The organism is Deinococcus sp. NW-56, from assembly GCF_002953415.1.
GTDB lineage: Bacteria > Deinococcota > Deinococci > Deinococcales > Deinococcaceae > Deinococcus.
Genome location: NZ_CP026516.1, coordinates 461,961 through 485,754, shown reverse-complemented (window position 1 = coordinate 485,754; position 23,794 = coordinate 461,961). Strand labels below are relative to the sequence as shown.

Below are 23,794 nucleotides of genomic sequence, written 5' to 3'. Positions count from 1 at the left end.
GCGCCTCAAGCCCTATCCTTTCCCCCATGCGACTCATGGCCGTCTTTGCCCACCCCGACGACGAGATCGGCTGCATCGGCACCCTCGCCAGGCACGCGGCGCGGGGCGACGAGGTGCTGCTGGTGTGGACCACCCTGGGGGAACTCGCCTCCCAGTTCGGAGACGCCCCACACGAGGAAGTCACCCGCGTCCGCCAGGAGCACGGGGCGTGGGTGGCGCAGAGGATCGGGGCGCGGCACCACTTCTTCGACATGGGCGACAGCCGCATGACAGGCGGGCGCACCGAGGCCCTGCAACTCGCCCGCCTGTATGCCCGCTTCCGGCCCAACGCGGTGATCACCTGGAGCGACGACCACCCCCACCCGGACCACCGCATGACCGCCAAGATCGCCTTTGATGCCGTCACGCTGGCCCGCATCCCCAAGATCGTCAACGAGTCGGGCGGCGGGGCGCTGATGCCCCCGGCGCCCGACCTCAGCGGCGACGAGGCGGTCGAGAGCGGCGAGGACGTGGCCCGGCTCGAAGCGTGGCGCGAGCCCGTGCGCTTCTACCAGTACTACGCGCCCGCCTCGCCCTACCCCGAGGTGTTCGTGGACACCTCCGAGACCTTCGAGGTCGCGGCGGACGTGGCGGGCTACTACCGCGACTTTTACAAGTGGGCGTGGTCCGCCGAGCAGTTCCGCGAGACGCGGGCGCAGATCGGGCGGCTGGCGGGCGTGAAGTACGCGGAGAGGTTCACTCTGCGGGCGAGCCATCTGCGGGCGCGGGAGTACCTGGACTGAGGGCGCGGGACGTGCGGCGCGGCGGCCCGCGCTACAGTGACCCCGACATATGGCCGAGGACATCCACATCAGGCAGAGCATCGTGGTCAGGGCGCGTCCGGACGTGCTGTACCGCCTCGCGCTGGAGCCCCGGCGCCGCGTCCGGTGGGACCCCAACCTCGCGCGGGCCGAGTACGAGGGCGGCGAAAGCACCCGCCTGAGCAACAACGTTCGGGTGCGCTTCAAGTTCTCGCGGCGGCTGTTCGGCCTGAGCTTCACCGCCAAGTACGGCCAGCTTCAGGCCCCGCTGCGCGGCGGCTGGGAGAGCGTGCGGCACGTCGGCCCCTTCGAGCGGCTGACCCAGAGCTGGACCTTCAAGGCGATGCCCGGCGGCACCGAGGTCACCCTGGGCATGAACGGCAAGGTTCGCTACCGCTGGGTCCAGAAACCCGTCGAGCGGTTGATGCACAACCTCGTCATCAGCACCCTGACGGCGCTCCAGCGGCAGGTCGACGCCCCCGGCGCCCAACTCATGGAAGACATGGGCCGCGAGATGCAGCGCAAGCAGAAAGAAGAGCAGAAGGCGGCCAAGGAAGCGGCCAAAGCGGCGCGGCGGCGCAGGTAGGAGGCGGGGAACGTGGACCTCTGGGACCTGCGGGACGGGGCCGTCTTCCGGAACCCGGAGTTGCGCCTCACGCTGGGGCGTCATCCGGAAACGGGCCAGCCCTATCTGCTGTTCATGGTGCAGAACGGGTTCATGGAGTACCCAGCGCGGCTCGCCATCAGCGAGGAGGACTTCCGGCGGTCTCTGGCCGACCCCTTCCTGACCCTGCCCCTCACCGACCCGTATCAGGGGCTGGACTGCGAGGAGGTGCGGGCGGCGGGGGCGGAATGCTGAAGCCGCCGGGCCGGGCCGCCCTGGCATTGACCCTGCTGCTGGGGGCAGGGCTGCTGTACGTCGCCTGTAACCTGCAGGTCGCGGAGAGGAGACTGGACATGACCGAACCGAGCAGCCGCATGACCCTCCGGCAAGCCTGGCAGCAGCCCGTGACGGGCGAGCGGGTCACACTGACCTTCGGGGGGGGCGTGACCCGGCTGGAACGCGGCGGGCAGGTCCGCGAGACCACGCCGCCCCCCTTTGACGAGGCCGCCATGCGGGAGGAGACGCGGGCACAGTTTCAGACCTGGGGCTGGAACCCGTTCGAGTTGCGAATCCTGCGCGACATGGCGCAGGCGGGAACCTTGCTGGACGATGGGCGACCCCTGCGCATGGAAGACCTCGGCTTCCCGGCCCGGCTCTGGGAGGAACTGGACGCCTTCGAGCGGGAGACAGGGATGAAGGACCCGCCGACGGTTCCGGCGGAGTACCGTTCGACTTCGACCGTTCACACCGACGATGGGGCGTTTGCGGGCACCCTTCCCTCCGAGGACACCCCCGCCGATTCCCTGCTGTGGAACCCCACGCCCGAGATGCGCGAGCGGTTCGCGGAATTGATGGCGGTGATGGCGGAAAACGTCCAGATCGCCCCACCCCCCGCCGAGATGCCCTTCGAGGAGCAGGGGCGGGAACTCGCGCGGGAGGGCTTTGTGCGAATGAGCCCCCGCTGCCCTGACGGCTCGCTGTGGCTGCCGCCCGCGCCGGAGGAGGAGCGGGAGCGGCTGGAGCAGTGGGCGTGGCCCGTCGTGCGCCCGGTGGTGGTGCCCGGCACGCCTGCCCCCTGGGACAGCAAGCTGGGAGGCGTTCCCTACCGCCCCAGGGGAGCGGCGTGGCCCACCCAGCCGTCCGGCAGCCCGCTCTACTTCGTAGCGCAGATCGATCTGACCGCAGCCAACGCCCAGGGCCACCTGCCGGAGTTGCCGCGCCGGGGCCTGCTGCAATTGTTCGTGGCCAATTCGGACGCCTCTTACGAGGAGACGGTCGCGGACCCGGAGAGGAGCAATCCGGTCGCCCGCGTCCTGTACTGGCCGGAAGTCGTGCAGGACGAGGCGGCGCTGACCCGCGAAGTTCCCGCCTTCACCGACGAGTTTCAGGCCGAGATGTTCAATCCGCCCGAACGTACCCTTGCCTTTTTGAACGACCGCGAGTTCCCGTCGGGGATAGACCGGCGCCTGGAGTGGCTGGAGGAGACGACTCCGGAGAGCGGGATGACGGAGCTTCATGTCAACGGGCACCGCCTGGGCGGTCACGCCATGCTCATCAACGCGGCTTTCCCGCCTGCCGAGGACTGGCGCCTGCTCTTCCAGTTCGACGGCGACGACGTGGGCGGGCAGATTTACGGCGAGTTTGGCGGGCTGGGCGGGTGGATCGGGTTCTTCATCAGGGCAGAAGACCTCGCGCGGCGGGACTTCTCGCGGGTGAGGGTCGAGCTGGACGCCTTCTGAAGCGGCCCGCGTTCCCTCACTCCCCCGGCACGGCCACCACCCGCGATCCCTCCTCCTGACCCAGCAGCAACCGGTCGGGGCCGAGCCACTGCACCGTGTCGGGCACGTTGTACCGCCGGGACCAGACCACCTGACTGCGCGGGCCGTCCGGGGCGGCGCGGGTCACCACCACGCACTCGCTGCGCCAGCCGCCGCAGCCGCCAAACGCGGCCGAGGCCAGCGCCGTTCCCGCCGGATTCCAGGCGAGCGCCCGCACCAGCCCCCGGTGGGGCCGGGTTCGCCACACTTCCCGCCCGGTCGCCCCGTCCCAGACGGTCAGCGTGCCCCCGTGCCACCCGGCGGCCACCCGCGTCCCGTCCGGCGTGAGGGCGAGGCTGTAGGGGCCTTCCTCGCCCTCGCCTCCGGAGCGGAAGCGCCCAGGGCGGGGCTGGCGCGCCTTCAGGTCGTAGAGAGCCACCTCGCCGCGCCGGGGGCTGTAGGCCAGCGTCCTTCCAGCCGCGTCCACGCTGCCCCCCGATTCCCACCAGCACGCGAAGGGCACCCGCCACACCACCGCCCCGTCCGACCAGCGCCGCAGGGTGAGGCGCACGGGTCGGTCGCGCCCCGGTCCCGCCGCGTCGGTGAGCAGCAGGCCCTGGGGCAGCGCGGCGAACACGCAGGGCTGATATTCAAAGGAACGCCACTCGCCCCGCACCTTTCCCCCGGCCGCGTCCAGCGCGGTGACCCGGCCCTCGGTGTCGTGAATCCAGACGGTGCGGCTGTCGGGGGACCAGACCAGACCGTTCACGCTGCGAAAGTCGGTCGTGGGGCGGTCAGTGGTCCAGCGCCGGTCCATCGTGGCCGCCTCCCAGAGCGCCACCCGCGCGGTGAAGCTCTCCCCGTATTTGCGGCTCCCTCCAATCGCCACCCAGCGGCCGTCCGGCGACTGCGCGGCGTGGTCGAGGCCCTCGTAGAGGCCGCCGCCCCGCAGGTAGACGGGCAGGCCGTTCTGCTGCGCCCGCCACATCTGCACCGGCCGCGAGTCCCACACGGCGCGGGCGATGCCCACGAGGTTGAAGACCAGCAGCGGAACCATCAGCACCGTCAGCACGCGCTGGAGCCGGGTGGGACGGGGGGGCTCGGGCGCGGCGGTCATGCCCCGACTGTAGTGCCCCGGCGAGGACCGCCCGGCCGCATCTGCCCGCCGCCCTTGAGCCAGCCCTGAGACAACGCCCCGCCGGAGCCGCCCCGCCAGGCCCGCGCGTATGATGCCCCCTAGATGAGCCGGGGGGCAGGAGGCCGCTTCCGCATCCCTCCCCCGTGCCGGGAGGCTGTTATGAAACTCGGAATGATCGGGCTGGGCAAGATGGGCGGGAACATGGTGCTGCGCCTCGTGCAGGGGGGGCAGCCCGTCGTGGGCTACGACCGCAGCGAGGAGAGCGTGGCCCTGATCGAGCAGGGTGGAGCGCAGGGCGCCCGTTCGGTGGACGAGCTGATCGCCGCACTGGGTGAACCCGGCCAGCGGGCGGTGTGGGTGATGGTGCCCGCCGGGGAGATCACGCAGGCGGTGATCGACGACCTCGCGGGGAGGCTCGCGCCCGGTGACATCGTGATCGACGGGGGCAACTCCAACTTCAAGGACACGATGCGCCGGGCCGAGGCCCTCGCCCAGAAGGGCATCCACATGGTGGACGTGGGCACCTCGGGCGGCATCTGGGGCCTGAAGGAGGGCTACGCGATGATGGTGGGCGGCCCAAGTGAGGCGGTGGAGCGGCTGCGCCCGTTCCTCGAAGCCCTCGCGCCCGCGCCCGACAGGGGCTGGGGCCGGATGGGGCCGTCGGGCAGCGGGCACTACGTCAAGATGGTCCACAACGGCATCGAATACGGGATGATGCAGGCCTACGCCGAGGGCTTCGAGCTGCTGCACGCCCGCGAGGACTACGGGCTGGACATGGCGCAGATCGCCGAACTGTGGCGGCACGGCTCGGTGATCCGCTCGTGGCTGCTCGACCTCACCGCCGAGGCCCTTGCCAACGAGGCCGACTTCTCGCAGCTCTCCGACTACGTGGCCGACTCGGGCGAGGGGCGCTGGACCGTGATCGACTCCATCGAACTCGGGATTCCCACCCCGGTCATCACGTTGGCGACCCAGATGCGCTTCCGCTCGCAGCAGGAGGTCAGCTACGCCGGGCAGATGCTCTCGGCGATGCGCCGGGCCTTTGGTGGGCACGCGGTCAAGATTCTGGAGTCCACCCGGCAAGAAGCCGTGGTACCCGAGGTGCAGCCCGGCGAGCATCCGGCGGCGGCGGCCCCGCAGAACATCCCGGTGGAGGCCGCGCAGCCGGTCTCGGTCGGTGAAGAGGACCGTCAGCTCGGCGAGACGGGCCAGACCCGCGTGACGGGAGACGGAGCGTGACCGCAGGCCGGAAACCCCAGGCTCCCGGCGAGGACGGCCCCGGAGCGGATGGGCACAACCCCTTCCGGGCCGCCATGCGCCGCAGCCGCGCTCCCGAGCCCGCCACGCTGGTGATTTTCGGGGCCACCGGGGACCTCGCCCGGCGCAAGCTGCTGCCCGCCGTGTTCGGGCTGTGGCAGGACGGGCTGCTGGGGAGTGCCTTCAACATCGTCGGGGTGGGCCGTCAGGAGATGACCGACGAGGAGTTCAAGGACTATGCACTGGAGGCCCTCCAGAGCAGCAAGGAGACGGACGCCCCGCAGCCCGGCAGTCTGGAGAAGTTCCGCGAGCTGCTGTACTACGAATACGGCGACTTCGGTGCAGATGAGGTGTACGACCTCGTGGGCAAGGAGCTTGACCGGGCGCAGGACGCGCACGGCGGGCGCAAGAATGCCCTCTTTTACCTCTCCACGCCGCCCAGCCTCTTCGAGCCGATCTCGAACGGCCTCGGGCGCCTGGGCCTCGCCGACGAATCGGAGGGGTGGCGGCGGCTGGTGATCGAGAAGCCCTTCGGACGCGACCTCGCCTCGGCCCGCGAGCTGAACGCGGCCATTCACCGCGTCTGGGACGAGTCGCAGGTCTACCGCATCGACCACTACCTGGGCAAGGAGACGGTGCAGAACCTGATGGCGATCCGCTTCGGCAACGCGATTTTCGAGCCGCTGTGGAACCGCGCCATGATCGACCACGTGCAGATCACCGCCGCCGAGGACCTGGGGCTGGAGGGCCGCGCCGGGTACTACGAGGAAGCCGGAGTCATCCGCGACATGCTGCAAAACCACCTCCTGCAACTGTTCGCGCTCACCGCGATGGAGCCGCCCGTCGCCTTTGACGCGGGCGCCATCCGCGACGAGAAGGTCAAGGTGCTGCGGGCGGTGCGGCCCATTCCGGCGGGGCGCGTGCCGGAGGTCGCCGTGCGCGGCCAGTACGGTCCCGGCACCCTCTACGGCGAGGCGGTGCCCGGCTACCGCGAGGAACCCGGCGTGAAGGAAGGCAGCCCTACCCCGACCTACGTGGCGGTCAAGCTGGAGGTCGACAACTGGCGCTGGCAGGGGGTGCCCTTTTTCCTGCGGACGGGCAAGCGGCTCCCCAAAAAGGTCACTGAGATCGCTGTGGTCTTCAAGCGCCCGCCGCTGGGCATGTTTCCCGGCGGGCTGGAGCGCAACGTGCTGGCCTTCCGTATCCAGCCCGACGAGGGGGTCAGCCTGAAGTTCTCCTCCAAGTCGCCGGGGCAGGAGATGGTGCTGCGCGAGGTGGTCATGGATTTCCGCTACGACGCTTTTGGGGCACCGCTGGAAAGCCCCTACTCCCGGTTGCTGCTCGACGCGATGCTGGGCGACGCCACCCTCTTTCCGCGCGAGGACGAGGTGGACTGCGCGTGGCAACTCGTCTCCGGGCTGCTGGAGACCGCCGAGGGCACGCCCGCGCAGGACTTCCCCAACTACCCCGCCGGAACGTGGGGACCGGAGGCCGCCGACCGGCTGATCGGCCCGGACCGGCGCTGGAGGCGGCTGTGAGCGGGACTCGCGGTGTGCCAGGGGACGCCCCATGACCTCCCCCACCGACCTTCCCATCCTCGGCCCGGTCGAGACCTCGGTGCGGGGGGCGCAGGGGGCGCTCGACGACCTCTGGGCGCAGACGCAGGTGGAGACGCGGGCCTACACCGGCAACATCATCGCGCTGACGGTGGGCGGTCACCTCGCGCGGGTGGAGGAGGCGCTCGCCGGGCTGGAGGGACGCTACGCGGGGCGGCAGATTATCGGCGTGATGGACGCGCCCGGGGGCGAGGTCCGGGTGCAGGTCAGCCTCGTGCCGCAGCCGGGCGGGCTGTATGTCGAGCGCCTCCGGCTCTCGGCCGACCCCGAGGGCCTTCAGGGGGCGATTCTCCCGCTGCTGCGCCCGGCCACCGTCAACCACGTGTGGTGGGGAGCCGACACCCGCCCGGAGGGGGTGCTGCTCTCCGAACTCACCGAGATCGCCGATCAGGTCATCGCGGACAGCCTCACCCTCGACATTCCCCCGGCGCGGCACTACGCCCTGGCCGACCTGGGCTGGAGCCGCTCGGCGGGGTGGCGCGAGGGCCTCGCGCAACTGTTCGACAGCCCCGACGCGGCGCGGCAGCTCGCCCGGGTGCGCGGGCTGGAACTGACCTACGCCGGGCACAACGACCTCCCCGCCCGCCTCTTTGCCGGGTGGGTGGCGAGCACGCTGGGCTGGCCGGACCTCGGCGGCGTGACCTACCGCCCCGGCGACTGCGGACGCGAGAACGGCGACCTGTGCGGGGTCACCCTGCGGGGTGAGGGGGTGCGCTTCACGCTTACGGCGGCCGGGGGCGACCTCGTGCGGACGGGGTGCGAATGGCCGGGCATGACCCGCCGGACCGAACTCAACGTCCCCCGCATGACCCTGGCCGAGGGCCTCGCCCGCGTGATGGCCCGCCCCGAACGCCGCGAGGTCTTCGAGCGGGCCTGGGCGCTGGCGCGGGCACAGTTGGAGGCCGAGCGGGGAGGCTGAAGCTCTCTTTCGCGGCGGGCGGCGCGTGGCACACTGCCTTCCGTGAACGCTGCCGAAGTCCTCTCCGACCTCGCCGTGTCCCTCGGGGCCGACGCGGTGGGGTGGGCACCCGCGCAGGTTCCGGCCCCGGCGGTGGCCGAATACGCGGGCTGGCTCTCGGCGGGGCGGCACGCGGGGATGAGCTATCTGGAGCGGCAGCTTCCGGCCCGCTCGAACCCGGCCTCGCGGCTGGAGGGGGCGGGGAGCGTGCTGGTCCTGGGCGTGTCGCACGCCTTCGCGGACCCTGGCCCTCCCCCCGGCGGCGTGCGGGTGGGGCAGGTGGCCCGCTATGCCTGGACCCCCGACTACCACGACCAGCTTCAACCCGTCCTGACCCGGCTGGAGGAGGAGGCCGCGCGGCTGGGCCTCCGGGCGCGGGGCTACGTGGACCACGGCCCGGTGATGGAGCGCCTCTTCGCGGCCGGGGCCTTCCTGGGCTGGCGGGGCAAGTCGGGCATGACCGTGAGCACGCGGCTGGGGGCCTTCGTGACCCTGGCGGTGCTGCTGACCGACCTCCCCTTCGAGGCCACCCCTGAGACTCATCCTGACCGCTGCGGCCGCTGCTTCCGCTGCGTGGCCGCCTGCCCGACCGGGGCGATCGGAAACGACCGCAAGATCGACGCCCGGCGCTGCATTTCCTACCTCACCATCGAGCACCGGGGGCCGCTGCCGCACGACCTTCGCCCTGGCGTGGGCGACTGGCTCTTCGGCTGCGACGTGTGCTCGGAGGTGTGCCCCTGGAGCCAGAAAGCGGGGCCGCTCGCCCGGCTCCTGAAGCCCGACCCGGAGCTGGCGCACCCGGACCTCTCGGCCTTTTTCGGCGTGAGCGAGCGGGGGTTCGAGCGGCGCTTCGCGGGCACCGCCTTCCTGCGCCCGCGCCGCAAGGGCATGGCCCGCAACGCGCTCACCGTGCTGGGCAACCTATCCCCGGATCATGGCCTCGCTCCCCAGGGCTGGCCCCTCCTCCTCGCCGGGGCGGAAGACCCCGCCTGGGAGGTCCGCGAGGCGGCAGCGTGGGCGCTGGGGCAGTGGGGCGAGACGGGGCAGGTGCGCCCGCTGCTGGACGACCCCCACGAGGCCGTGCGAGACACGGCAGCGCGGACCTTGACCCTGACTTCATGAGGGCAACTCTGAGTCTTTTCCCACTCGTCAGCGCCGGGCGGACGTGATGAGGTGGGGGGCATGGCGACCCTGACCGAACAGTTCATGCAGGCCCTGCGAACCACCGAGGACAGCCGCGACCCTGCGCCGCTGGTCGAACTCTTCGCCGAGGGCTGCACCCTGCGCAACATGACCACCCAGGAATGGAGCGGGCTGGACGGGGCGCGGGACTTCTGGACCCGTTACCTGGAGAACTTCAGCACCATCCACAGCGAGTTTTTCCACCACGCCGACGACGGGCACACTGGCCTGATGGAGTGGGAGGCGACCGGGCAGCTCGCGGGCGGGCACGACATCGCCTACCGGGGCAGCAGCGTGATCGAGCACGACGGCCAGAAGGTGAAGGCCTTCCGCACCTACTACGACTCGGCGGCCTTCGTGAAGCCCGCCGTGGAGGGCCAGGAGCAGGGCTGAGCCGCCCCTTCTCCGCCGCCCCCGGTGCTTCCCTGTGGAGCCGGGGGGTTTTCAGCGCTAAAGGCGAACTCAAGACGCGCCCCTCTTCCGGCGCGGCTAGCATGGGGGCATGCGCCCCCGCTCTCCCCTGCTGCCCCTCCTCGCGGCGCTCCTGGCCCTCTCCGTCACGGCGGAGGCCGCGCAGACTGCCGCGCCACCGGTGCTCAAGCCCACCGTCACCGCCCGCTACCCGCACGACCGGGGGGCCTTTACCCAGGGCCTTCAGTACCTCGGCGGCGGCACCCTGCTGGAAAGCACCGGGCAGGTGGGCGAGTCGGGGGTGCGGCGGGTCAACCTGCGAACCGGGCGGGTACTGCTGCAGGTGCCCACGCCGGTCGCCAGCGCCTTCGGAGAGGGCGTGACGCTGCTGGGCGACGTGGCCTACCACATCACCTGGCAGACGGGCGTGGCCTTTGCGCTCGATGGCGGAACGCTGCGCGAGCAGGGCCGCTACCGCTACTCGGGCGAGGGCTGGGGGCTGACCCACGACGGGCGCCAGCTCATCATGAGTGACGGCTCGCCGAACCTGTTCTGGCGCGATCCCCGCACCTTCGAGGTCACGCGGACCCTGCGGGTGACCGACCGGGGCCAGCCCGTCAAGAACCTCAACGAGCTGGAGTACGTGCAGGGCCAGATCTACGCCAACGTGTGGCTCACCGACCGCATCGCCCGCATCGACCCGCGCACGGGCCGGGTCACCGCGTGGCTGGACGTGGGTGAGCTGCTGGAAGAGGCGAGCGACCGCGCCGACCGCTCTGGCCGCCCCCTGACCTTCGACGACGTGCCCAACGGCATCGCCTACGTGCCCGAGCGCGGCACCCTGCTGCTGACCGGCAAGCGCTGGCCCGTGCTGTTCGAGGTCAAGGTGCCGGGCGTGACGGCGGTGGCCGTCAAGAAGCCCTGAGCCGAGCACGCGGGGGAGGGGGACTCAGCCCTGCACCTGTCTTCCGGCTTGCGCCACCCTCTCCCCCACCACCCGCCAGATCGCCTCCGACAGCTCGGCCTCGTCCCGCGCCGCGTCAAGGACCAGAAAACGCCCCGGCTCCCCCGCTGCGAGGTCGAGAAAGCCCTGGCGCACCCGTTCGTGGAAGGCGAGGTCGGCCTGCTCCAGCCGGTCGGGCTGCCCGCGCTGCGCCGCCCGGCGGAGGCCCAGCGCCGGGTCGAGGTCCAGCAGCACGGTGAGGTCAGGGGTCAGGCCCCCGGTGACCTCCGCCGTCAGCGGGCGCAGGAAGGCCGGGTCCAGTCCTCGCCCCGCCCCCTGGTACGCGAGGCTGGAGTCGGCGTAGCGGTCGCACAGCACGACCTCGCCGCGAGAGAGCGCCGGGCGCAGCACCTCGCGCACGAGCTGGGCGCGGCTGGCCGAGTACAGCAGGAACTCGGGGAGGGGGTCCATGTCGAGCGTGGGGTCGAGCAGCACCTCGCGCACCCGCGTGCCCAGCCCGGTCCCGCCCGGCTCGCGGGTGACCGTATGGGCAACCCCCGCCGCCGCCAGCCGCACCGCGAGCCGCCGCAGTTGCGTGCTTTTGCCCGCGCCCTCGGGACCCTCGAAGGTGAGAAACAGGGGGGTCATGAGGTACCTGTGGTGCGGTCTAAGTGTCGCAGCGTTACACGGCCGAAGGAGAGGCCGGGGCCAGCGTTCTTGACCCCTTGAACCCTTGGACCATCCGACCCGGCGCTCCGTGCCCTCACAGCCCCGTCGGATGGTGCAGGAACTGCCACGCCAGCCCAAACTCGTCTTCCAGTTTGGCGGCGAGTGCCCGCACACCGAAGACCTCGGTCTCGTAGTGTCCGGCGTAGACCACGTTCACGCCGTACTCGAAGGCGTCGTGGAAGTGCTTGTGCTCGGGTTCGCCCGTGAGGAGGGTGTCGAGGCCCAGGGCGGCGGCCTCCGCGACCGCGCCCGCCCCACTCCCGCTGAGGATGCCGAGGCGGTGGACTTCCGGGTGGCCGCCGCCGTGGACGAGGCAGATTTCCCCGGTCAGCTTCTGCACCCGGTCGGCGAAGTCCTGCAACGACTGGGCGAAGGGCAGTTCGCCCGCCAGTCCGATCTGGTGCCCCTGCCAGTTCCCGAAGGGCCGCGCGTTCTGAAGGCTCAGGGCACGGGCCATCATCGCGTTGTTGCCGACCTCGGGGTGGGCGTCGAGGGGAATGTGCGCCGCGTAGAGGTTCAGGTCGGCCATCAGCGCCGTGCGGACCCGCTCGCGGTGCGGCCCGGTGAGGGGCAGCGGGCGGCCCCAGAACAGGCCGTGGTGGACGATGAGGAGGTCGGCCCCGCTGTCGGCGGCCGCCTGAAGCGTCTTGACGCTGGTATCCACGCTGGCCGCCACCCGGCGGATGGTCGGCGTGCCCTCGATCTGGAGGCCGTTGAGGCTGGGGTCGGGGTAGGCCCCGATCTGGAGGTAGTCGCTGAGCCAGCGGACCAGCGTGTCGCGTTCGACCTCTCCTCGGGAGGCAGGGCCGCGCTGGGTCTGGGGGGGCCGGGGGGTCGGGTCGGTCATGGGGGGCATTCTAGGCGCGGGGCCTCAGAGCGGAACGTCCCGGACCACGCTTTCATGCCCGCCCCCGACCACCTCCAGCCGGTTGCCGAAGGGGTCCCGCAGGAAGACGCGCGGCACCCCGGCCTCGGCGTCGGCCCGGTAGGCCACGCCGTGCGCCTCGCACTGGGCCTGAAACGCGGCGAGGTCCGGACAGCGCAGCGCCGGGTGCCCCTTCTCGCGCGGCACGAAGTCCGGCGTCACGCCGACATGCACCTGCCGCCCGTCGGGCAGGCCGAACCACGCGCCGCCCCGCGCCCGCAGCGCTTCCGGCTTGAGCAGCTCGGGCAGACCCAGAAAGTCATCGAAAAAGGCCCGCGCCGCCGCTTCGCACCCGGCAGGCGCTTCGATCTGGACGTGGTCGAGGCCAGAGATCAGAGAAGTCATAGGCTGAGGGTAAGGGGCAGGGCCGCCGAGCCTATGTCTCTACTCTGGGGACGACAGCCCTCATCTGCCCTCGGTCTCCAAGAGGTCGTCCTTGGTCGCCCTGTGGCCGGGTTCACCTGGGCCAGCCTGCGTCCCAGCCAGACCGTCACACCCTCTCCACACCGCTGTCGCCGTGCTCTGGCCGCACAGGTAGGCGCGGGGGGTGGGCGGCACCGTTCGCCCAGGCTGCGCTGAGGGGAATCTGCACTCAACCCCATGTCCCTCCGCGAGACCCTGTGCCGACGGGCCGGGCCGAGAAGAGGTCCGCGTGTCCCCCGTCTCCGAAGCCCTCGCCGCGCAGGGAGCTACAGAGCCACACGCCGCCCGTTCAGGCGGGCCGCTTGAAGTAGTGCAGGGTGCCCCAGGTCCCGCTGTAGGTCCAGCCCTGCGCCTCCAGCTCCTTGCGGACGCGCCCGGCCAGCAGTCCGGCCCGCCGCTCATACGCCCAGGTCAGGCGCAGGCTGGCGTCCTCGGGGCGGCGGAAGTGCAGCACCAGCGGGCCAAAGCCGGTGAGTTCCCAGCCCTCGCGGCCCATCTCGCCCAGCACGCTGACCTCATCGAACGCCGTTGCAAGGCGGTCCTGGTACTCCCAGCGTTCGCCGACCAGCTGCTCATGCTCGTCGGGGTCGACGCTGAAGATCGCCTCCAGCGGCTGCTCGAGAAGCCAGGAGAGACGGAAGGCGAGGAGAAGGTTGGGATCGTGCTTGCCCGTCTCGAAGTTGTTGATGGTCTGACGGGAGACCCCCAGGTGCGCGGCGAGGTCGGCCTGAGACCAGCCGCGCCCGGTGCGAAGCTCCCGAATCCGGTTGCGCATCAGCTCCTCCGGGCCGGGCGTCTGGACGGCAGCAGAACCGAAGGCAGACCGGCAGCCAGCCCGAGAACACACAGCGAGCGGCCCGACTCGAAGTGACCCGCGAGGATAGTGGCGAACCCGGCGAGGATCAGGAGGAGGGCGGCAAAGCGGGCGAAACGCAGTAGGTGAGCCATGGCAGGAGCATATGCGTCAATACCTGGCTTGTCAAGAAGTTTTGACAAGTCGCAGAGCCATAACAGCCATCAGATTGGACAGCTCACCTCGAACACTGCCCTCACATTCGGCCATAGGCCATCGTGCCCTTGCCCAGGGGGCTGCCCTCCGGTCAGATGGGCGGGTGACCGTGACCACGCTCGAACCCCCCCAGACCGTCCACTTCACCAAGATGGAGCTGCTTGAGCATTTCGCCTCGCTGCCCGGCGGTGCCCTGCACACAGAGGGTGACGTGCGCTGGTTTACCTTGGCCCTGCCCTACGACACCTTCAATGGGGTGATCCATGCCGAGTTCGACCCCAGGACGGCGGACGACCGGATTCGGTGGACGTGCGACCAGCTTCGCGCGTCGGGCGCTGAAGCGCTCTGGTGGACGGGGCCGATGACCACACCTACGGACCTGCCCACCCGGCTCACGCGGGCTGGACTGGTGCCTGTCGAGACGGAGCCGGGCATGATCCTTGACCTCGGGACCGTTCAGGAGGGCGCTCCGAAGACGGACCTGGTGATCCGGCCGGTGGGGACGCTGCAGGAGTTGCGGGCCTGGATCGCCCTGCGCTGGCTGGACACGGGAGCGGACGTGCGGCGCTCGCTGGAGGCGCTGTACGAGGCCGCGACGCGTGACCCGGCGCGGCGCACGCACTACCTCGGATGGCGGGGCGAGCAGCCGCTGGTGTGCGGCGCCCTTTTTCACGGCACGCACGCCGCAGCGGTGGAGGACATCGTCACGGGTCCCGACGCGCGGGGACTGGGGTACGGCACAGCCATGACCGCCGAACTGGTGCGGCTCGCGCGGGCGGCCGGGCACCGTCACGCGACCCTGACCGCCTCGCCCCAGGGTGAAGGCATCTACCGTCGGCTGGGATTCCGAACGGTGGGCGAGATCAGCGCCTACTTCCTGGCCTCGGGGGGCCGGGAGTAACAGAGTCGGGACTCCAGAAACGTCGCTGGCAGCCGGAGTGTTCAAGCCTCATCCGCTCGCCCTCAAAACAAAGCGAGGGACCCGTGCCAGACGCGCACGGGTCCCTCGCGGATGCCTCTTGGTGGCGATGCCCGGACTTGAACCGGGGACCTAACGATTATGAGTCGTTCGCTCTAACCAGCTGAGCTACATCGCCTTGAAAAGTGCCCCGCGCAGTGGCGGGGCCTTTTGGTGGAGCTGAGGGGATTCGAACCCCTGACCTTCTGAATGCCATTCAGACGCGCTCCCAACTGCGCCACAGCCCCGAAGGCCCGGTTAGATTACAGTGGGTCTCCCGACTTGTCAACGGTCCCCGGAGCACTGCGGGCCGCCAGCTCCACGTACCCCTCGATCAGGTGCACCACGACGGGGTTGTGGGTGTGCACGCCGTGGGCCTCGCCGCTGCTCCCCTCCTCGATAAAGTGCGCGATCACGGCCGCCTCGCCGTCGCGGGCGAGCAAAAAGGCCCGCTGGCCCTCGGCGGCGATGGAGGGCAGGCCCGCAAGCGCGGCGCGGCGCAGTTCGACCCCACGGGGGGTCAGGCGCTCCAGCCGCTCGGCCAGGGGCGTCTCGCCCGCCATGTACACCCGCTGCCGGGCATTCAGGGTGAGGTCCTCGCACAGGCTGCGGATGGCCGCTTCCCCGTAGAGGTGGTAGACCGCCTCGGGAGCGGGGTCGGGGGCGAGGCGCGAGAGGTCGCGGTCGAGCGCGCCGAGGCGGTCGTCGAAGGAACGCCGCGCCCGCGCGAGGTACTCGCGGGCACTCAGGGGGGCGTATTCCAGCGGGTTCTGGCCCACCCGCGCGGCCAGGCCCCGGCCTTCGAGGCGTTCCAGGGTCTCGTAGATCTTGGGCCGGGGAATGCCTGCCTGCCGCGCCACGCGGGCGGGCACGGCGCGCCCGAGGGCGAGCAGGGCGGTATAGGCACGCGCCTCGTACTCGGTCAGGCCCAGCGCTTGCAGGTGAATCACGGCACTCATTGGGGCCTAGCATACGGGAAGCCCGGCGCGGGGGCTGGCCCGGCGCTCAGGCGGCGGGGTCCGGCGTGGCCTCCTCGTCCGGGCGAGGCGCGAGTTGCCCGATGCCCAGCAGCAGCAAGCCGATCACGGCCGTGGCCGCCCCCCGCAGCAGCCCGCCGAGGTCATCAAGGTCGAGGAAGACCAGCTTGAGCGCCCCCACCCCGAAGGCGGCCAGCGCCAGCCACCAGCGCACCGGGCGCCGCAGCCGCCGGGCCTGCACCAGCAGCGCGACCGCCGACGCCAGCAGCACGGCGGTCGAGGTCAGGGTGACCGGCCCCGCACCGCCCAGCAGGAACTCGGCCGTGCGTCCGGCCAGCGCGAGCAGGAGGAGGGCCAGGCCAGGCAACAGCCCGTCCCGCACCGCCGGAACAGCGAGCCGCCGCCTCGCCCCGTCGCGGTCGCCCCGGGGGTCCGGTTCACGCCTGAGCCACCCCCACCCGGCGGGGGTGCCCAGCAGGGCGAGGCCCGCGCCCGTCGCCGCCGCGCCCAGCAGTCGCCACAGGCCCGCGCTGGAGGAGTCAGGCCCGTCCAGCATTACCGCTGCGCTCACAAGGACCGCGAGGCCCACCACCGGCCACGCCCGCCAGAAGGGCCGGGTTTCGCCGGGCAGGGCCGCGAGGACCACCGCCAGCACGGCGAGGCCGGGAGCCACCCGTTCCGGCACCCCGTCCACCTCTCCCCAGACGGGCAGGCCCAGGGCGGCGGTCGCCACGGCCACCCCCTCCAGCCCCCGGCGCACCCGGGCGGAGAACAGGGGACGGTGCACCCCGGCGACGGCATACAGCAGACCGCCCGACAGGAGGCTGAACGCCGCGACCTCCGCCCCGTTCTCGGCGTGGGCCAGCCCCAGCGGGATCAGGAACAGAGCGCCCGCCACCGCGCTCCACACCAGCGTGCCCGCGACCCGCTCCCGCCCGGCGCGGTGCAGGGCCAGCGTCACGGCCGAGAGGACGGCGACGGCTCCCGCCGCGACGAGAAAGCGCGCCTCCGGGCCGAGGTCCCCGATCAGGCCGGTCCGTGCGGAGACGGCCCGCAGCAGCGTCACCCCGGCCACCCCCGCCACCCCCCGCCCGGTCCGCCCGCCCAGGACCAGGCTGCCGCCCAGGGCCAGCCCCGCCACGACGGTGGACGACGGCCAGGGCCGCAGCAGGTGGTCGGCCAGGACCAGGGCCAGTCCGGCGGCGCCCACGCCCCGCCACACGGGCGAGCGCAGCCACGCTCCCAGGACAGCCACCCCCGACGCCAGCCCCAGCAGCCGGGTGGAGGCCCGCCAGCCGTCCAGCCCAAAGGCCAGCGCCCCGCCCAGCGTCCCCACGCCGACCCCCAGCACCGCGTCGCGCAGCGCGGCGATGCCGGGCGGCCCCCGGCGGTGCAGCCCCAGCGCCAGCGCCGCGCACACGGCCCCGACCCCCAGCAGGGTGGCGACCACGCCGGGCCGCGCCGCGCCCGGGCCACCCTCCAGGGCCGCGAGCAGCGGCGCTGTCCCCGCCAGCCCCGCGAGCAGGACCCCGGCGGCCCCCAGGGTGGTCCGCGCCGGAAGCCACGCCGGGATGGACGCCGCCGCGCTGGTCGCCTCGCCCCGCAGCCCGACCGCCAGCGCGGCGCTCAGCGCCCCCAGCAGCAGTCCGCCCCACAGGAGCGGGTGGCCCGGCTGCCCATGAAGCTGTGTGGTGACGACCAGCCCCAGCAGCCCCACCGCCGGAAGGGGGGCCAGCACACCGCTGCCCGCAGGACGCAGCCGCCGCTCGGCCAGAACCGTCGCCCCGGCCACCCCCAGCAACGCCAGCCCCGGAAAGGTCGGCTCCCCCAGGTTGTCGGCCAGCAGCCAGGTCGAGAGGCTCGCCCCGCTGAGCGCCGTGGCCGTTCCCAGCAGTCGGCCCCGCGCGGCCCCGTGCAGCCCGACCGCCAGGCTGAGCGCCAGAATCGCGGCCAGGACGGTGCCCGCCGAGGCCACCCCTGCCCCCACGAGCGCCCCCAGACACAGGGCGAGCAGCCCGTACCCCAACCCCCGCATCGCCTCCCCGATGACCGGCGCGGCCCGTCCCGCCGCCGCGTACAGGATTACGGCCAGCGCGGCGGCCAGGCCCAGCAGCACCTCACGGGTCAGGACGCCGCTGCGGGCCAGCGCCGCGAGGAACCACGCCGCCCCCACCAGCGTGACCACCGCCCCCAGCACCGCAAACACCGTGCGCGACGGGATAGGAGCGCGGGCAGGACGCGGCGACGCTCCGCTGCGCTGGTCCTCCGGCCACCCGGAAGGCGGCGCGGCAGCGGAAGGAGCGACCGGCTCCGGGTCGGCCGCCGCGTCCGGTGCGGGCGCCCAGACGCCGACCCGCGCCCCCGCCTGGGCTTCCAGCGCCTCCAGGCGGTCACGCAGCCCCCGCACCTCCCGGCCCAGGGCCGACAGGCGGACCAGCGAGGCGAGGCCCAACACCAGCAGCGAGAGCAGCAGCAGGGACATAAAGGCAGCGTACTCGGCGGCAGGGGGCAGACGGGCCTCCATGTCGCCGAAGCTCATACACCGACGAAAAAACCCCGGCTGAGCCGAGGTCTTTTGTGTGGTGGGCGGTATAGGATTTGAACCTACGACCCCTCGCGTGTGAAGCGAGCGTCGGGTCTCTTTTTCTGCCTCAGCCCGCCGCAAGACACCGTGTTTCTGGACTTTTTGGATGAGAGCGCCTCAGGGCTCACCCGTATGCGGCAGAGCGTTGTCTGTCACTTGTCTGTCAACGGTCTGTCAACGAGGAGGGGAGGTAAGCCGCACCATGTTGCACTTGTTGCACTTATGTCAGACTCAGGCATGACCGCCTCCTACCTTCCAGATCAGCAGGAACAGGCCCAGCTTATGGCCCTGGTGCAGGCCCTGGGTGAGCAGGACGGCACGCTGGAGCTCCGTATCCCTGGGCAGGCAGGAGGGCTTGCGGTTGCGCCGACCCTCGCCCGCCTGCTCCAGGAGGCCGCGCAGGAGCTCGCCCGTGGTCACGCCGTCACCCTGATCCCCACCGAGCAGCATCTCTCCACCCACGAGGCAGCCCGCCTGCTGGACGTCAGCCGCCCGTTCCTGATCGCCCGGCTGCTGGACACCGGGAAGCTGCCCCACCACCGGGTGGGCAGTCACCGGCGCATCGCGCTCTCGGACCTGCTGGCCTACCAGGCCGAGCAGGAACGCCGCCAGGCGCTGGCCGACGAGCTGACCGCCGAGGCACAGCAGATGGGCCTGTATTGACGTGACCAGGCGAGTCTTCTGCGACGCCAACGTGCTGTACCCCTCCCTCCTGCGGGATCTGCTGATCCGGCTGGCTGGCGCTGACCTCGTGGAGCTGCGCTGGAGTGACGAGGTTCAGAACGAGTGGATCCGCAACCTGCTGGAGCACCGACCGGACCTCTCCCCAGCCGCCCTGGAGCGCACCCGGCAGCGGATGGAAGGAGCGGTGGAGGGTGCACGGGTCACCGGGTACGAGCCCCTCGTCCCCACGTTGTCCCTGCCCGACCCGGAGGATCGTCACGTCCTGGCCGCGGCCATCACCGGCGAGGCGACCCATCTGCTGACCTTCAACCTCCGGGACTTTCCGGTGTCCGTCCTCCAGCCCCACGGCATCACGCCTGTCCACCCGGATGCGGCCCTGCTGGCCTGGCTGCAAGAGTGGCCGCATGAGGTCGTGGCCGTGGTCAGGCGTCTGAGCACAGCTCTTCAGAGGCCGCCGATGAGCCCGCAGGCCGTGGCCGACGGTCTCGTTACCCTGGGCCTTCCGGTCAGCGGAGAGCGTCTCCGGTTCCTGCTGGAATCAGACGACACCCGGGAAGGTCTGTGACTTTTCAGCGTCCGCCCGCTTCTTTCAACAGGTGCACCATCGCCGCGTAGCCCCGTGACCGGGCATGATCCAGGGCTGTCACCCCCTCGCCGTCGGGCAGGTTCGGGTCGGCCCCAGCCTCCAGCAGCAGCCGCACGATCTCGGTATGCCGTGCGCCCCCGTCGCCCAGGATCACCGCCTCCAGCAGCGCAGTCCAGCCCAGGTTGTTGACATGGTCCACGTCGATCCCCGTCTTCAGGATCTCGCGGACGTACTCGACGTGCCCGCGGTCCGCCGCTGGGATCAGGGCCGTGCCGCCAAAGCGGTTGGTGCGCGTCAGGTCGGGTCCCGCCCGCAGCACCTCGCGCAACATCGCCACGCTGCCCGTCTGTCCGGTCACGAGAAGGGCGTTGTTGCGGTCCGTGTCCTGCGGCTCCGGATCGGCCCCGGCGCCGACCAGCAGGCGGGCGACCTCCACATGGTCTCCCAGCGCCGCGGTGGTCAGGGCGGTCCGGCCGTCGGCACGGCGGGCACTTGGCGAGGCTCCCTGACGCAGCAGGGTCTGGACGCGGGCGGCGTCGCCCACCTCGGCGGCGGCGAGAAGAGCGGTGTTCAGGGTGGTCTGGGTCATGCGGGACACTCCTGGAGCCGGGCTGCTCTGCCCACCCGCCTGCGCGGGCACCGGCGACAGCAGGGCGGCGAGCAGCAGAGGCAGACGCAACGCAGGCATGGCTCCATCATGCGACCTGGCCCGATGAAGTAAGGAAGCTGGCGAACCCGCCTGCCCCACCTCTGCTCCATGTCACTGGATCCCGCATCTGGAGCTACAGATCGCACCGCGATCCACGCCGCAACCTGGCACGCCTTCCCGGAGTTCCTGGGATAGCCTGCCCCTGAGCCGGCATGCCCAAGATCCTCGACAACATCGACCTCAAGCTGATCGACGACCTGCGCGTGTCGATGCAGTCCGCCGTGCGCGCTGATTTCTGCGTCGGCTACTTCAACCTGCGGGGCTGGAAGCTGATCGACGACCTCACCGAGCTGTGGAGCGGTCAGGGTGACGCCCGCACCCGGTTGCTGGTGGGCATGCAGGAGCTGCCCAAGGACGAGCTGCGGGCCGCCCTGACCCTGCGCGACCAGCCCGGCGGCCTGGACAACAAGGCCGCCGCCCGGCTCAAGCGCCGCGCCGCCGAGGCCTTCCGCGAGCAGTTGATGCTGGGCGCCCCCACCGACAGCGACGAGGCGGGCCTGCGCCGGCTGAGCCGGCAGCTCAAGAGCGGCAAGGTCGTGGTCAAGCTGTTCCTCGGCCACCTGCTGCACGCCAAGCTCTACCTGCTGCACCGCCAGGACCACGCCGCGCCGCGCGTCGCCTACGTCGGCAGCAGCAACCTGAGCTTCGCGGGCCTCAAGCGCCAGGGCGAGCTGAACGTCGACGTGCTCGACGGCGACTCGACGAAGAAGCTCGCCGACTGGTTCGAGGACCGCTGGCACGACCGCTGGGCGCTGGACATCACCCTGGAGCTCGCGCAGATCATCGATGAGAGCTGGGCGAGCGAGCGCGGCCACACGCCCCACGAGATCTACCTGAAGATGGCCTACCACCTCTCGCGCGAGGCGCGCGCCGGCGTCGGCGGGTTCCGCATTCCCCGCGACCTGGCGCGCATCCTCTTCCCCTACCAGACCGCCGCCGTCCAGATCGCCGCGCACCACCTCAACAAGCGCGGCGGCGTGATGCTGGGCGACGTGGTGGGCCTGGGCAAGACCCTGATGGCGACCGCCCTGGTGCGGGTGATGCAAGAAGCGCAGGACGTCCGCACCCTGATCATCTGCCCGGTCAACCTGGTGCCGATGTGGCAGGACTACGTCCACCGCTACGGCCTCCTGGCCAAGGTGCTCCCCATCAGCCGGGTCACCACGGTCCTGCCCGACGAGCGGCGCTACCAGGTGGTCCTGATCGACGAGAGCCACAACCTGCGCAACCGCGAGGGACGTCGCTACCGGGCGATCCAGGAGTACGTCGCCTTCAACGAGAGCAAGGTGATCCTGCTGTCGGCCACGCCCTACAACAAAAGCTACGCGGACCTAGGCGCGCAGCTGCGCCTCTTCGTGCCCGAGGACGCCGACTTGGGTATCCGCCCCGAGCTGCTGATGCGCGAGGTGGGAGAGGCGGACTTCCGCGCCCAGCACCAGGCGCCGGTGCGCAGCATCGCCGCTTTCGAGAAGAGCGCCTATCCCGACGACTGGCGCGACCTGATGCGGCTCTACCTGGTCCGGCGCACCCGGAGCTTCGTGCAGGCGAACTATGCCGAGGTCGACGACACCGACAGTCGGCGCTACCTCACCTTCGGGGACGGGCGCCGGGCGTACTTTCCGGTACGTCGGCCACGCACCGTGACCTTCACGGTCGACGAGGGCAACCCGGACGACGCCTACGCCCGCCTGTACGCGCCCACCGTGGTCGAGACCATCGGGCAGCTCGCCCTGCCCCGGTATGGGCTGGGCAACTACATCAACGACAAGACGCGCGGGAGCGCCACGCCCGCCGAGAAGGAACTGCTCCTGAACCTGGGCCGCGCCGGCAAGCGCTTGATCGGCTTCTCGCGCACCGGCCTGTTCAAGCGCCTGGAAAGCGGCGGCTTCACCTTCGTCCAGTCGCTCGAGCGCCATATCCTGCGCAACTACGTGTTCCTGCACGCCCTGGAAGCCGGCAAGCCCCTGCCCATCGGGTCGCAGAACGCTGAGCTGCTCGACGAGCGCGACGACGACGAGGAGACGCTGTTCAGCCCCGAGGGTGAGGAGACCGCGCCCGGCGAGCTGGCCGACACCGTGGTGGGTGAGGACCTGGACGCGCTCGCCCCCACCGAGGCGTCTTACCGGACGCGCGCTGCGCAGGTCTACGCCAGCTACGAAACCCTGTACAAGCGGCGCTTCCGCTGGGCCCGCGCCGAGCTGTTCACGAAGAAGCTCGCGACCGCCCTGCGTCAGGACGCCCGCGCCCTGATGGGCGTGCTCGCCAGTGCCGGCGCGTGGCACCCGGAGAGCGACCCCAAGCTGCTCGCCCTGGTCGAGTTGCTGACCTCCCGGCACCCGCAGGAAAAGGTCCTGGTCTTCACCCAGTTCGCCGACACGGTGCAGTACCTCGTCGAGCAGCTGCGCGCCCGCGGCCTGACCCAGGTCGAGGGCGCGGTCGGGGCCAGTGAGGACCCCACCGCCCTGGCCTGGCGCTTCTCCCCGCGCAGCAACGGCAAGAGCTACCCGCCCGATCAGGAGATCCGCGTGCTGATCGCCACCGACGTGCTCTCCGAGGGCCAGAACCTCCAGGACGCCCACATCATCGTGAACTTCGACCTGCCCTGGGCGATCATCCGCCTGATCCAGCGCGCCGGGCGCGTGGACCGCATCGGGCAGGAGGCGCGGGAGATCGAGGTGTACTCCTTCCTGCCGGCCGAGGGCGTGGAGCGCCTGATCCAGCTGCGCTCGCGGGTTCGCCAGCGCCTTCAGGAGAACGCCGAGGTGGTCGGCACCGACGAGCGCTTCTTCGAGGACGACGAGGCGGAAAAGCTGGTCGACCTCTACAACGAGAAGTCCGGCCTGCTGGACAGCGAACCCGACCACGAGGTGGACCTGGCGAGCTATGCGTTCCAGATCTGGCAGAACGCGGTCAAGGCAGATCCCACCCTCAACGCCCGCATTCCGGCGCTGCCCGACGTGGTCTACAGCACCAAGGCCCTGGCGCCGGGTGAAGATGGTCCCCCCGGCGTCCTGGTCTACACCCGCACCGCCAGCGGCTACGACGCCCTGGCCTGGATGGACGAGCACGGCCAGAGCGTGACCCAGAGCCAGCTCCGGGTGCTGCAGGCCGCCGAGTGCTCCCCAGACACGCCGGCCGTCCCGCGCCTGCCGCACCACCACGATCTGGTGCGCCAGGGCGTCGAGCACATCACCACCCAGGAAGCCGGGCTGGCGGGTGGGGAGCTGGGCCGGCCCAACGGCCCGCGCGCGCGCACCTACGAGCGGCTCAAGCGCTACTGGGAGAGCCTGGAAGGGTCGCTCTACGCCTCCCCGGAGTTGCAGCGCGCCATCGACGACATCTACCGCCATCCCCTGCGCGCGGCGGCCGCCGACACCCTGGCGCGGCAGCTGCGCACCGGCATCGACGACGCCACCCTCGCCGCGCTGGTCCTGAGCCTGCGCGATGACGACCGCCTGAGCCTGCGGGCTGAGGACGACGAAGCCCCCCAGGAACCCCAGATCATCTGCTCGCTGGGCCTGCGCCCCGCCTGACCCTCCCCAGA

At 71.3% G+C, this 23,794-nt stretch carries 22 protein-coding genes and 2 tRNA genes; 14 read left to right on the top strand and 10 right to left on the bottom strand.

Annotated elements, in window-relative coordinates; genetic code table 11:
• The first annotated feature begins 26 nt into the window (after window positions 1-26).
• From C3K08_RS02570 to C3K08_RS02555, 4 genes are read left to right on the top strand one after another with little or no spacing between them, the layout of a single operon-like run.
• Window positions 27-782 carry a PIG-L deacetylase family protein gene (locus C3K08_RS02570; protein WP_104989900.1) on the top strand — a complete coding sequence of 252 codons (756 nt, stop codon included), beginning with the start codon at window positions 27-29 and terminating at the stop codon, window positions 780-782.
• Between the two features lie 49 nt (window positions 783-831).
• Window positions 832-1,386 (top strand): SRPBCC family protein, encoded by a 555-nt coding sequence (locus tag C3K08_RS02565; protein WP_104989899.1) that lies wholly within the window; start codon window positions 832-834, stop codon window positions 1,384-1,386.
• Window positions 1,387-1,398: 12 nt separating this feature from the next.
• Entirely contained in the window at window positions 1,399-1,659 is a 261-nt protein-coding gene (locus tag C3K08_RS02560; protein WP_104989898.1) for a hypothetical protein, read from the top strand.
• Window positions 1,653-3,143: a YwqG family protein gene (locus C3K08_RS02555; protein ID WP_104989897.1), complete on the top strand. Its 1,491-nt coding sequence runs from the start codon at window positions 1,653-1,655 to the stop codon at window positions 3,141-3,143. Before C3K08_RS02560 ends, C3K08_RS02555 begins: the two co-directional genes overlap by 7 nt.
• 16 nt (window positions 3,144-3,159) lie before the next feature.
• On the opposite strand, the gene C3K08_RS02550 is transcribed toward C3K08_RS02555, so the two are convergent.
• On the bottom strand, window positions 3,160-4,278 hold the full coding sequence (locus tag C3K08_RS02550; RefSeq protein ID WP_104989896.1) for a WD40 repeat domain-containing protein: 1,119 nt from the start codon (window positions 4,276-4,278) through the stop codon (window positions 3,160-3,162).
• Window positions 4,279-4,458: 180 nt separating this feature from the next.
• On the opposite strand from C3K08_RS02550, the gene gnd reads away from it, so the two are divergent.
• The 6 genes from gnd to C3K08_RS02520 all read left to right on the top strand — a co-directional run bounded on the left by gnd (window position 4,459) and on the right by C3K08_RS02520 (window position 10,648).
• Window positions 4,459-5,538, top strand: coding sequence for a phosphogluconate dehydrogenase (NAD(+)-dependent, decarboxylating) (gene gnd / locus C3K08_RS02545; RefSeq protein ID WP_104989895.1), 1,080 nt, complete (start codon window positions 4,459-4,461; stop codon window positions 5,536-5,538).
• A complete protein-coding gene (zwf, locus tag C3K08_RS02540) occupies window positions 5,535-7,094 on the top strand; it encodes a glucose-6-phosphate dehydrogenase (protein WP_104989894.1) in 1,560 nt (519 codons plus the stop codon). Before gnd ends, zwf begins: the two co-directional genes overlap by 4 nt.
• A gap of 31 nt (window positions 7,095-7,125) precedes the next feature.
• Window positions 7,126-8,091, top strand: coding sequence for a glucose-6-phosphate dehydrogenase assembly protein OpcA (locus C3K08_RS02535; RefSeq protein WP_199776972.1), 966 nt, complete (start codon window positions 7,126-7,128; stop codon window positions 8,089-8,091).
• A 42-nt stretch (window positions 8,092-8,133) separates the two neighbouring features.
• The gene (gene queG / locus C3K08_RS02530; RefSeq protein WP_104989893.1) at window positions 8,134-9,252 is read left to right on the top strand and encodes a tRNA epoxyqueuosine(34) reductase QueG; all 1,119 of its coding nucleotides are present in this window, start codon (window positions 8,134-8,136) and stop codon (window positions 9,250-9,252) included.
• A 60-nt stretch (window positions 9,253-9,312) separates the two neighbouring features.
• Entirely contained in the window at window positions 9,313-9,705 is a 393-nt protein-coding gene (locus C3K08_RS02525) for a nuclear transport factor 2 family protein (protein ID WP_104989892.1), read from the top strand.
• A 109-nt stretch (window positions 9,706-9,814) separates the two neighbouring features.
• Window positions 9,815-10,648 carry a glutaminyl-peptide cyclotransferase gene (locus C3K08_RS02520; protein ID WP_104989891.1) on the top strand — a complete coding sequence of 278 codons (834 nt, stop codon included), beginning with the start codon at window positions 9,815-9,817 and terminating at the stop codon, window positions 10,646-10,648.
• A 24-nt stretch (window positions 10,649-10,672) separates the two neighbouring features.
• Here C3K08_RS02520 and tmk read toward each other — a convergent pair whose 3' ends face one another.
• The 4 genes from tmk to C3K08_RS18870 form a co-directional block, all read right to left on the bottom strand.
• A complete protein-coding gene (gene tmk, locus C3K08_RS02515; RefSeq protein WP_104989890.1) occupies window positions 10,673-11,314 on the bottom strand; it encodes a dTMP kinase in 642 nt (213 codons plus the stop codon).
• A 115-nt stretch (window positions 11,315-11,429) separates the two neighbouring features.
• A complete protein-coding gene (locus C3K08_RS02510; protein WP_104989889.1) occupies window positions 11,430-12,242 on the bottom strand; it encodes a Nif3-like dinuclear metal center hexameric protein in 813 nt (270 codons plus the stop codon).
• A 24-nt stretch (window positions 12,243-12,266) separates the two neighbouring features.
• Window positions 12,267-12,665 carry a glyoxalase gene (locus C3K08_RS02505; RefSeq protein WP_104989888.1) on the bottom strand — a complete coding sequence of 133 codons (399 nt, stop codon included), beginning with the start codon at window positions 12,663-12,665 and terminating at the stop codon, window positions 12,267-12,269.
• A gap of 367 nt (window positions 12,666-13,032) precedes the next feature.
• Window positions 13,033-13,518 carry a helix-turn-helix domain-containing protein gene (locus C3K08_RS18870; RefSeq protein WP_104989887.1) on the bottom strand — a complete coding sequence of 162 codons (486 nt, stop codon included), beginning with the start codon at window positions 13,516-13,518 and terminating at the stop codon, window positions 13,033-13,035.
• 337 nt (window positions 13,519-13,855) lie between these two features.
• On the opposite strand from C3K08_RS18870, the gene C3K08_RS02495 reads away from it, so the two are divergent.
• Complete coding sequence (locus C3K08_RS02495) at window positions 13,856-14,653, top strand: GNAT family N-acetyltransferase (protein ID WP_158679817.1); 798 nt, start codon at window positions 13,856-13,858, stop codon at window positions 14,651-14,653.
• 119 nt (window positions 14,654-14,772) lie between these two features.
• Here the strand turns inward: C3K08_RS02495 and C3K08_RS02490 are convergent.
• The 4 genes from C3K08_RS02490 to C3K08_RS02475 form a co-directional block, all read right to left on the bottom strand.
• Window positions 14,773-14,849 (bottom strand) — tRNA-Met (locus C3K08_RS02490).
• Window positions 14,850-14,882: 33 nt separating this feature from the next.
• Window positions 14,883-14,958 (bottom strand) — tRNA-Ala (locus C3K08_RS02485).
• A 15-nt stretch (window positions 14,959-14,973) separates the two neighbouring features.
• Window positions 14,974-15,669: a TrmB family transcriptional regulator gene (locus tag C3K08_RS02480; RefSeq protein WP_104989885.1), complete on the bottom strand. Its 696-nt coding sequence runs from the start codon at window positions 15,667-15,669 to the stop codon at window positions 14,974-14,976.
• Between the two features lie 46 nt (window positions 15,670-15,715).
• Window positions 15,716-18,226, bottom strand: coding sequence for a hypothetical protein (locus C3K08_RS02475; protein ID WP_104989884.1), 2,511 nt, complete (start codon window positions 18,224-18,226; stop codon window positions 15,716-15,718).
• Window positions 18,227-18,508: 282 nt separating this feature from the next.
• Here C3K08_RS02475 and C3K08_RS02465 point away from each other — a divergent pair, with 282 nt between their 5' ends.
• Window positions 18,509-18,934 (top strand): helix-turn-helix domain-containing protein, encoded by a 426-nt coding sequence (locus C3K08_RS02465; RefSeq protein WP_234009138.1) that lies wholly within the window; start codon window positions 18,509-18,511, stop codon window positions 18,932-18,934.
• Window position 18,935: 1 nt separating this feature from the next.
• On the top strand, window positions 18,936-19,520 hold the full coding sequence (locus C3K08_RS02460) for a PIN domain-containing protein (RefSeq protein WP_158679816.1): 585 nt from the start codon (window positions 18,936-18,938) through the stop codon (window positions 19,518-19,520).
• Window positions 19,521-19,524: 4 nt separating this feature from the next.
• On the opposite strand, the gene C3K08_RS02455 is transcribed toward C3K08_RS02460, so the two are convergent.
• The gene (locus C3K08_RS02455; RefSeq protein WP_234009137.1) at window positions 19,525-20,229 is read right to left on the bottom strand and encodes an ankyrin repeat domain-containing protein; all 705 of its coding nucleotides are present in this window, start codon (window positions 20,227-20,229) and stop codon (window positions 19,525-19,527) included.
• Window positions 20,230-20,402: 173 nt separating this feature from the next.
• Between C3K08_RS02455 and C3K08_RS02450 the strand changes: the two genes are divergently transcribed.
• The gene (locus C3K08_RS02450) at window positions 20,403-23,783 is read left to right on the top strand and encodes a helicase-related protein (protein ID WP_104989882.1); all 3,381 of its coding nucleotides are present in this window, start codon (window positions 20,403-20,405) and stop codon (window positions 23,781-23,783) included.
• Window positions 23,784-23,794: the final 11 nt, after the last annotated feature.